6 protein-coding genes and 1 pseudogene are annotated in these 7,577 nt (G+C 58.5%); 3 read left to right on the top strand and 4 right to left on the bottom strand.

The features are described 5' to 3' along the window. Window positions 1–292: 292 nt before the first annotated feature. The 4 genes from ACFFNA_RS33840 to ACFFNA_RS33825 form a co-directional block, all read right to left on the bottom strand. Window positions 293–1,030: an antitoxin Xre/MbcA/ParS-like domain-containing protein gene (locus tag ACFFNA_RS33840; protein WP_378924212.1), complete on the bottom strand. Its 738-nt coding sequence runs from the start codon at window positions 1,028–1,030 to the stop codon at window positions 293–295. 374 nt (window positions 1,031–1,404) lie between these two features. Next, window positions 1,405–2,109: an MIP/aquaporin family protein gene (locus ACFFNA_RS33835; RefSeq protein WP_378924210.1), complete on the bottom strand. Its 705-nt coding sequence runs from the start codon at window positions 2,107–2,109 to the stop codon at window positions 1,405–1,407. A gap of 5 nt (window positions 2,110–2,114) precedes the next feature. Beyond that, on the bottom strand, window positions 2,115–2,621 hold the full coding sequence (locus ACFFNA_RS33830; RefSeq protein ID WP_095090591.1) for an arsenate reductase ArsC: 507 nt from the start codon (window positions 2,619–2,621) through the stop codon (window positions 2,115–2,117). Between the two features lie 16 nt (window positions 2,622–2,637). Beyond that, on the bottom strand, window positions 2,638–2,970 hold the full coding sequence (locus tag ACFFNA_RS33825) for an ArsR/SmtB family transcription factor (RefSeq protein ID WP_095090590.1): 333 nt from the start codon (window positions 2,968–2,970) through the stop codon (window positions 2,638–2,640). 399 nt (window positions 2,971–3,369) lie between these two features. Here ACFFNA_RS33825 and ACFFNA_RS33820 point away from each other — a divergent pair. The 3 genes and pseudogenes from ACFFNA_RS33820 to ACFFNA_RS33810 all read left to right on the top strand — a co-directional run. After that, window positions 3,370–4,186: pseudogene (locus ACFFNA_RS33820) on the top strand (ISKra4 family transposase); the annotation flags it as partial. A 298-nt stretch (window positions 4,187–4,484) separates the two neighbouring features. Next, window positions 4,485–7,112: a Ulp1 family isopeptidase gene (locus tag ACFFNA_RS33815; RefSeq protein WP_378924208.1), complete on the top strand. Its 2,628-nt coding sequence runs from the start codon at window positions 4,485–4,487 to the stop codon at window positions 7,110–7,112. Between the two features lie 140 nt (window positions 7,113–7,252). Further along, a complete protein-coding gene (locus tag ACFFNA_RS33810; protein WP_378924206.1) occupies window positions 7,253–7,459 on the top strand; it encodes a hypothetical protein in 207 nt (68 codons plus the stop codon). The last annotated feature ends 118 nt before the right edge of the window (window positions 7,460–7,577 follow it).

Raw genomic sequence — 7,577 nt, 5'->3', positions numbered from 1 at the left:
TCGTTGAAAAAGTCGCGCACCGGCGCGGCTTCTTCGCGCTCGACATGGCCGACTTCGCTGCAGTGCACAAACGGAGATTGAAACTGGAAAGCGGCTCTTTGGCTATTTAAGAAGTATTGTTGCGGAAATATCACGAAGATGCGTCTAAATTTGGCACAGATTGCACAAGCGGCACAAAGGAAACGTGGGATAGCCTGAGTTGATTCTATTTATGACTGTCTTTGTAAAAGGACGTTACTCATCTAGTGAGCGGCATTACAATTGCAAACTAATCGATTTGAAAATCAGAACGTCAAACCCAAGAGTTGATACTGCCGGTCGATGAAAAGTCGCGTGCGGCCAGTATGACCTCGTGCACCATGTCGTGCTTGAGCATTTCAATGGGAATGCGGCTGTCGAGATCTGGTGAAGGGCGAGCCAACCAAAACCAGGCCAGCCTTGGATTGGGAATCAGGGACAGCACCTCACTGATCCCTAGCGCCGGCCTGCCGTCGATGAACTGGGCTAGCGGGAAGACATGCTTGCGGCCGCCCTTGCGCAAGGCAATGACTTCGTTGCGCCTTTGCCAGCGATGAAGCGTCGAGCGCGGTATGCGGAGCTTCTCTTCCAAATAGGTCGATCCGGCAACTTCGCCCGCCCAGTCCTCGATCACCATCGATTGGAGCTCTGCGGCTCCCTCGGCAACGTTTTGGAACGCAGGCTGGCCGGGTCCGGCCGCCGGCGCTGGCCTCCCCGAAGCGTAGTCCGCTCCGGCGGGGTGGCTGTGCGCGATCTTGTTTGCCATCGTGCGGAAGAACTCGGAGGCGAGCGCAGTCAAGTCGCCCTTGAGAGAGCCGATCGCGAGCGACTGTGCCTGCGGCAGGAAGGGCAGGGCGGCGGCCACACTGCCCGCAATCACGCTGACGGAAACGAGCGCCTCGGCGTCCAGCAGGACACCATGCTGCGTCAATGCCTGTTGTACCGCCTCGCCCACCAGGCCTGCCAAGGCTTCGTGGGATATCCCAACCATCGGATTTGGAAATCTGGTCATGTATCTGACTTGCCGGCCACGCGCGCTCGTCCCCAATTGCGGCCGATTGAAAGGCTACAGCAGGAAGACGAAATGGTAACGACCATAGACACAGCGACCTGACAGGCAGCTGTCTTGCATTTTCATACCCCAACTGGCTGCCCCGAAATGTCAGTCACGGAACGCCTCAGTCTGCGTGTAGGGGTGGTGTGTGACAGATGCACGACAGACCGCGTTGTTTGATGCCCTTATAGGGTGACGCACCTTTACTATTGCAGTCTTGCTGCTTGCTTTGTGGCGTAGCTTCGGGCGCGGCCGCGGAGCTTGGCCACTGGAGGACATCTGCGGGAGCTGATTGGTGGTGTCCCAATGCCCGATAAAATTCGCCGGGGCCGTCAGTCCCGCATCAGGCCGGGCGGCTGCGCCATTATTGAAGTGGCGGATTTGGGGCTGGCGAGCAGCCATCCGGCCAAGGCCATAGCGACGATCGCTCCCAGCAATTCAGCGACGATGAACCCTGGCAGATCGGCCGGGCGGATTCCGGCGAAGGTGTTGGACAATGCCCGCGCAATAGCGACGGCCGGGTTGGCGAACGAGGTCGAGGCGGTGAACCAGTAGGCGGCGGTAATGTAGAGCCCTACCAGCCATGGGATTGAGTCCGGGCGAGCCCGCAACCCGGCAAGGATGGTGAGGACAAGGCCAAAGGTGGCGACCACTTCGGCGACCCATTGGCCGTTACCGGTCCGCACGGTCTGGGATAGCTGCAACACCGGCAGTTCGAACATGGCATGTGCGAGGAACGTGCCGGCGATCCCGCCTAAGACCTGAGCCAGGACGTACGCCCCGGCGGAATTGGTTTCAACCTCCCGCCTCAATGCAAAGACCAGGGTCACCGCCGGATTGAAATGGGCGCCCGAGATCGGTCCGAGGATTGTGATCAGAACCATAAGGATGGCGCCTGTAGGGATGGTGTTCCCGAGCAACGCCAGCGCAGTGTCGTGCGTGAGGCGGTTGGCCATGATACCGGAGCCGACCACAGTCGCGACGAGCAAGGCCGTGCCGAGGGCCTCTGCGGCGATGCGTCGGGACAGGTCGACCATGACGCCTAGCCGGCTTTCGGAAGCTTGCGGCCGATTTCATCGAGCCGCTTTTGCAGCCCGAGCTTGTCGACCATGTTCATCGGCAGGCTGATGAAGATCGAAATCCGGTTGTTAAGCATGTGATAGGCTTCGGCGAACGCCAGATGCCTCTCGGCATCGGTCCCTCCCACCTCAGCCGGGTCAGGCACGCCCCAATGTGCCGTCATCGGCTGCCCCGGCCAGACCGGGCACGATTCATTGGCAGTGTTGTCGCACACCGTGAAAACGAAATGCATTTCCGGCGCGCCGGGCACTGCGAATTCTTCCCAGTCTTTCGAACGGGCAAACGACGTGTCGTAATTCAGGTTTTTAAGGAGCTGGAGCGTGTAGGGGTGAACCTGGCCCTTGGGGTGCGATCCGGCCGAATAGCCCTTGAACTTGCCGGCGCCGACACGGTTCAGAATTGCTTCGGCGATGATCGACCTTGCCGAGTTGCCGGTGCAGAGGAAAAGAACGTTATATGGCTCGCTCATGGCGTATGCCTCCCTTCTAGCATTTACAGGTGACTGCTTGGATCACGGGCTGACAGAATTCCGGCGCGCCGTTGCAGCAGTCTTCCATGAGATAGGCGAGCAGATCGCGGAAGCCGGTCATGTCGGCGACGTAGCGGATTGTGCGTCCGTCGCGCTCAGAGCGGACGAGGCCGGCATGGTCGAGGACCTTCAGGTGCGCCGACATAGTGTTCTGCACGGTATTGAGGCGAGCAGCGATCTCGCCAGCGGGCACTCCCCCGGCGCCCGCCTGAACAAGCAGGCGGAAGACCTCAAGCCTTGTATCCTGGCCAAGTGCTGCCAGTCCGAGGAGAGCTAATTTTTTATCCATGTATCTGTAAATCCGGAATTAAGGGTACGTATCGCCAATATATGACAGCCGGATGACAATAGGCAGGTTGCCGAGCTAGTTGCTAAAGACGGCTTAGCAGGATTGGATACTCAAAGCTGTCACAAAGAATTTGCGCCGCTCAGGAACGTTTTTCATCTCCCTGCACAGTGTTTTGACATCCTCGACCGTCTCGCCGCATAAGGGAAGATGCCGCGAAAGCGGTCGAACGCGGCCCAAAACCCGAGGGCGTCTTGCAGGCCGAGAAGGAACTGGACGGCAAGGGCTGGCCTCCCGCTGCGCTGCGGATCCGGTCAGGCCGGGGCAACGATGCCCCGGGTTTTTTGCGTGCGGAATGTCCTCAGGCCGTTGTCGAACCGGCCGAGGCCAGGCGAGGGCGCCCCTGGCCCGCCCCTCGCGCTCGTCATCGGCCTTGACGGCGGATACATCCGGGATCGTGACAACCGAAAGAAGAACTTCGAGCTGATCGTCGGGCGCTCCCTGCCCGAGGATGGCGAGCCGCGCTATATCGGCTTCGTTCATGGTTATGACCGCAAGCCGCGGCGCCGGATCCTCGACCACCTCAAGAAACAGGGTGTGCAGGCCAACCAGGATATTACCTTCATCACCGACGGCGGCGAGGAAGTCCGCTCACTTGCCGAAATGATCGGCCCTGCCAGCGAGCATGTGCTGGATTGGTTCCACATCACGATGCGCATCACTGTGCTTCGCCAGTTCGCCCAGGGCCTTCGCCACCATGACGAGGAAGCCGGCAACGGCATGCTGGACATGCTATCCCGGATCAAATGGTATCTGTGGCACGGCAACACGCACCGGGCTCGCGAGGAGATCGATTGGTTGCTCGACGATGCCGATGCCACGCAAACCGACTATCCCAACATGAGAAAGCTCCTGACGGCGATCGGCGAGTTCCGGTCCTATATCGGATCAAACCACGCCAGCCTGATCAACTACGGCGAACGCTACCGGTCCGGAGAGCGGATATCCTCCGCCTTCGTCGAGGCGACCGTCAACGCCGTCGTCAGCAAGCGTTTCGCCAAGAAACAGGAGATGCAATGGAGCCGGACAGGCGCGCATCTCCTGTTGCAAACCCGAACGCAGACCCCTCGACGGCTCTTTGCGGGCGACCTTCGAAAGGTGGTATCCGGGCATGGCAAACGATAATCACCGAAACTCCGGCAATCGGGCGGCGGCATAGCTGCCACACAATTCCTCATGGTCCCCACGTTGATCCGCACCCTCCCACTCGACGGCAAAAATCCGCTCGTTGATCCAGGACATTCGCCCCGCATTTCAGACTTGTTCGAAGCGGACTCGACCCGCACGGGTCAACGGTCTGTCTGGCGTAGAGGCTGCGGCTCAACGCACCCCACGGCAAAATCAAGAATGCGACAGGCTGACTTTTATAACCCGCGTCAGCCTCTCGAAAGGTAACACTAGTAGGGAGAGGACGAGGCTGCCTGCATTTGCAAACCGGCCCCAACCGGAGTTGGAATATGGACCGAATTCAGAACGGCAACCCATCCGGGCGATATTATGCTACGTACAATGCCACGTTGCAAAAGCGGCCAAAGCAAGAGCACGCAGCATTTGAGCAGCACTTGCGCGACGTGCCAAATGTCGATGCCGCAGTTGCCCACCCTAGCCAGATCCTTGATGTCTCTCAAGACCAGCGCATTGGAGTGAGGACTTGGCGCCCAAGGAAGGGCAATTCGCGGTCGCCATTAGAGCCGACGGCACAATTGCCCCTGCAAAGTTTCGCTGAGGAACAACCTTTGGGTAGTGCCGCGGATCGGGGCGATGAGTATGGCGCACCGGCGAAGAGGCAAAGGACACTAAACAATCCGCAGGCCGCCACCTTGCTGCTGCCCGCTATCAACAAAGCGCAGATCAGGCGGGAGCGAATGAACAACCCTGACGCGCCGAACAAAGATCTTGACGGCTTCACGCGTCCTACCAATGCGACCCAGAATTCAACACTGGTTACCGTGGGTGGTGACAGCTTTCCTATTTATTCCAAGGATGCGTCCCTTATCGGGGTGCTGGAGTCAGAGTCAGCGCTCCGCAAGGGCAAGGTCGGGGAGGTCACCCTCAAACTCAATGTAAGTCCTCTTTTGCGCTTCGCTCGTTGGCTTGCTGTCAACGGAAAGCAGGGCCTTTCTACTCGCCTTGGCGAGACGTCGCTGAAACAGGATTTGAATCAGTACGAGGGATCGGGTGGTCCGTCCCTCGAAACGCCGCTGCGCCATCTCAAGACTGCGGAGGCCGGCGGCGTGCCAATTGTAGGTCGCTCTTCCCGGAATCCGCATTCCTGTGACGAACCCCTCATCAAGCTGAACAACGCGACCCAGTTTGCAGCATTGGTTACCGTGGGTGGCAACAAACGTGCTCTTTATTCCGAAGATGCGTCCCTTATCGGGGTGCTGGAATCAGCGCTCCGCAAAGGCAAGGTCGCGGAGGGCACCTTCAAGGTCAATGTAAATCCTCTTTTGAACTTCGCTCGCTGGCTCGTTGCCAACGGAAAACACGGCTTTGCTACTCGCATGGACGAGAGATCGCTGAACCAGGATCTGAAGCAGTACGAGGGATCGGGTGGTCCCTCCCTCAAAGTGCCCATGCATCATCTGAAGATTGCGGCGACCGGCTGCCGGCTGCCAATCCTAGGTCGCTTGCTCCGCAATCCCAATTCCCAGGACGAAGCCCTCATCAAACAGTACAATGCAACTCCCTCTGCGAAGAACGTCGACCAAGCTAAGGCAATGAGGTATACATCTGCTCTTAAACCTTTCAATGATTACCTAGACAAAAACGGTAAGTTAGGCATTTCTGATCGCCTTAACCACAAGGCGCTGGATGATGATGTCAAGCTCTATCCAGATGATTACGCAATGATCCAACCCGCGCTGGTGCATCTGCGGAAATCGGGCGTCGGAAAGTTGGGATCTGGGCGCCATATTGCCCCTGTTTTGCGTGGCGATGCTCAGTTTGTGGCAGCGCCCCCTGTCAGGGCTCGCTCCAACACGTTCGGGGGTCTTCAGTCTTTTGTTGATCTGAATGCGCCCACACCGTCCGACTTACGCGACGATGCTCATTCTGCACCGGTGCGTCCGCGCGGGCAGATGCTCCGCGAGTCGGAGTGGCAGCCCATGATGCAAGCGACAGGGTCCGCCGTCGCGGGGACGGGAGGGCCCGATGACTTTCGGCCCGTCCACCGCGGTCGACTTTCGCCGATGAGTGAAGCTGCGCCATCGCGACCGGCAAGAGCTCCCCAACCCGCCTCGCCTGTAATCCCTAGGCTGCCAGACACCTACCGTGGCCTTCCACTGGTTGATGTGACGACGCTAACGACCAGTTCCTCCAAAACTCACATCGGGGCGCTCGATACGACAGCCTCGTCCAATGTCCCCAACGGGTCGGTGCTCGACGCCACCGAGTGGCTGAGCGACGCCCATATCCAGAGGGATTACCAATTGCTGGAGGAGCAGCTGCAGACAACCGATCCGACGCTCGCCGCCAGGACACGGCTGATGGATCCGTCGGTCTCCCATCTACTGCGTCACATGGCGCCGCAAGACGCGCGCGACACATTGCAGTCCATCTATAATCAAAATGACGCGCCAGCCGACTTCCTGTTCCTTCCAGTGAACAATGGCACTCCTACTACCCCCGGCACCCATTGGTCGCTGCTGCTCGTTGATCGCCGCAAACCGGAAACGCGGTTGGCCTATCACTACGACTCCCTCCAGCGAGAGGGATACAACGACGTGCCTGCAAAACAGCTCGCAGGACTGCTGAACGCCACCTTGGCGCCAGCCCGCATGCCCCGACAGTCGAACGATTATGATTGCGGCGTCTTTGTGTTGGACGGCACGTGGGCGCTGGTTGGGCGATTGCTCGACGGGCAGCGGCCGGACCACGAGCCGCTGCACCTCGACAACCTCGTCGCCGATCGGCAGGCGCTGCAAGACCGACTGACGAGGCCATTGCCGCACGAGGAGCTGCCCCGGCAGCTGTTCTATTCAAACTCCTGCAAGGAATTCGACAAAATAGCGACACCGCCTAGCCGCAAGCTACGAAGGATTCCTAACCGCTTGAAATCTAAGCCATGGCTGCGTCTGGCATGACGTTTGCTTCGTGTCTCGTGTCGTTCACTGAAACGGAGTTTTTTCATGCGCACATAGACTCCAAAAGAATGTGTGATCGATACGATGATGTTATAGAAAGATAACAAGCGCACCTCGTCCCTCAAGAATGGAAAGACCTCATGACCCGCACCATTGCAGCAGCAGTTTGCCTTCTTACCGCTTCGGCCTCGGCGTTCGCATCAGAAGCACAAGAATTCAAAGATTTATCGAGTATCACTGTTTTGCACAGCTGGAAATATCAACTCTCACCCGGAGCGACTGCCAAAAGGCGTCCGTCATTGCTGTCATATCGTTGCCCCATACTTTACCCAAGCTGCCTGATGTGACGTGCATCTGACAACTAGCCCGTCTTATTCAGTGCGCCCCGATGGCGCGTATCACCAGTGGAGGAAGGTTCCACCCAGATAGTAGTCGATTGGTCTGGTAGCTGACGAGCGGCTCGGT

It is taken from the genome of Mesorhizobium kowhaii (assembly GCF_042431665.1).
Lineage (GTDB): Bacteria > Pseudomonadota > Alphaproteobacteria > Rhizobiales > Rhizobiaceae > Mesorhizobium > Mesorhizobium kowhaii.
The sequence above is the reverse complement of the archived record's forward strand: the minus strand, read 5'-3'. Positions and strand labels throughout refer to the sequence as shown.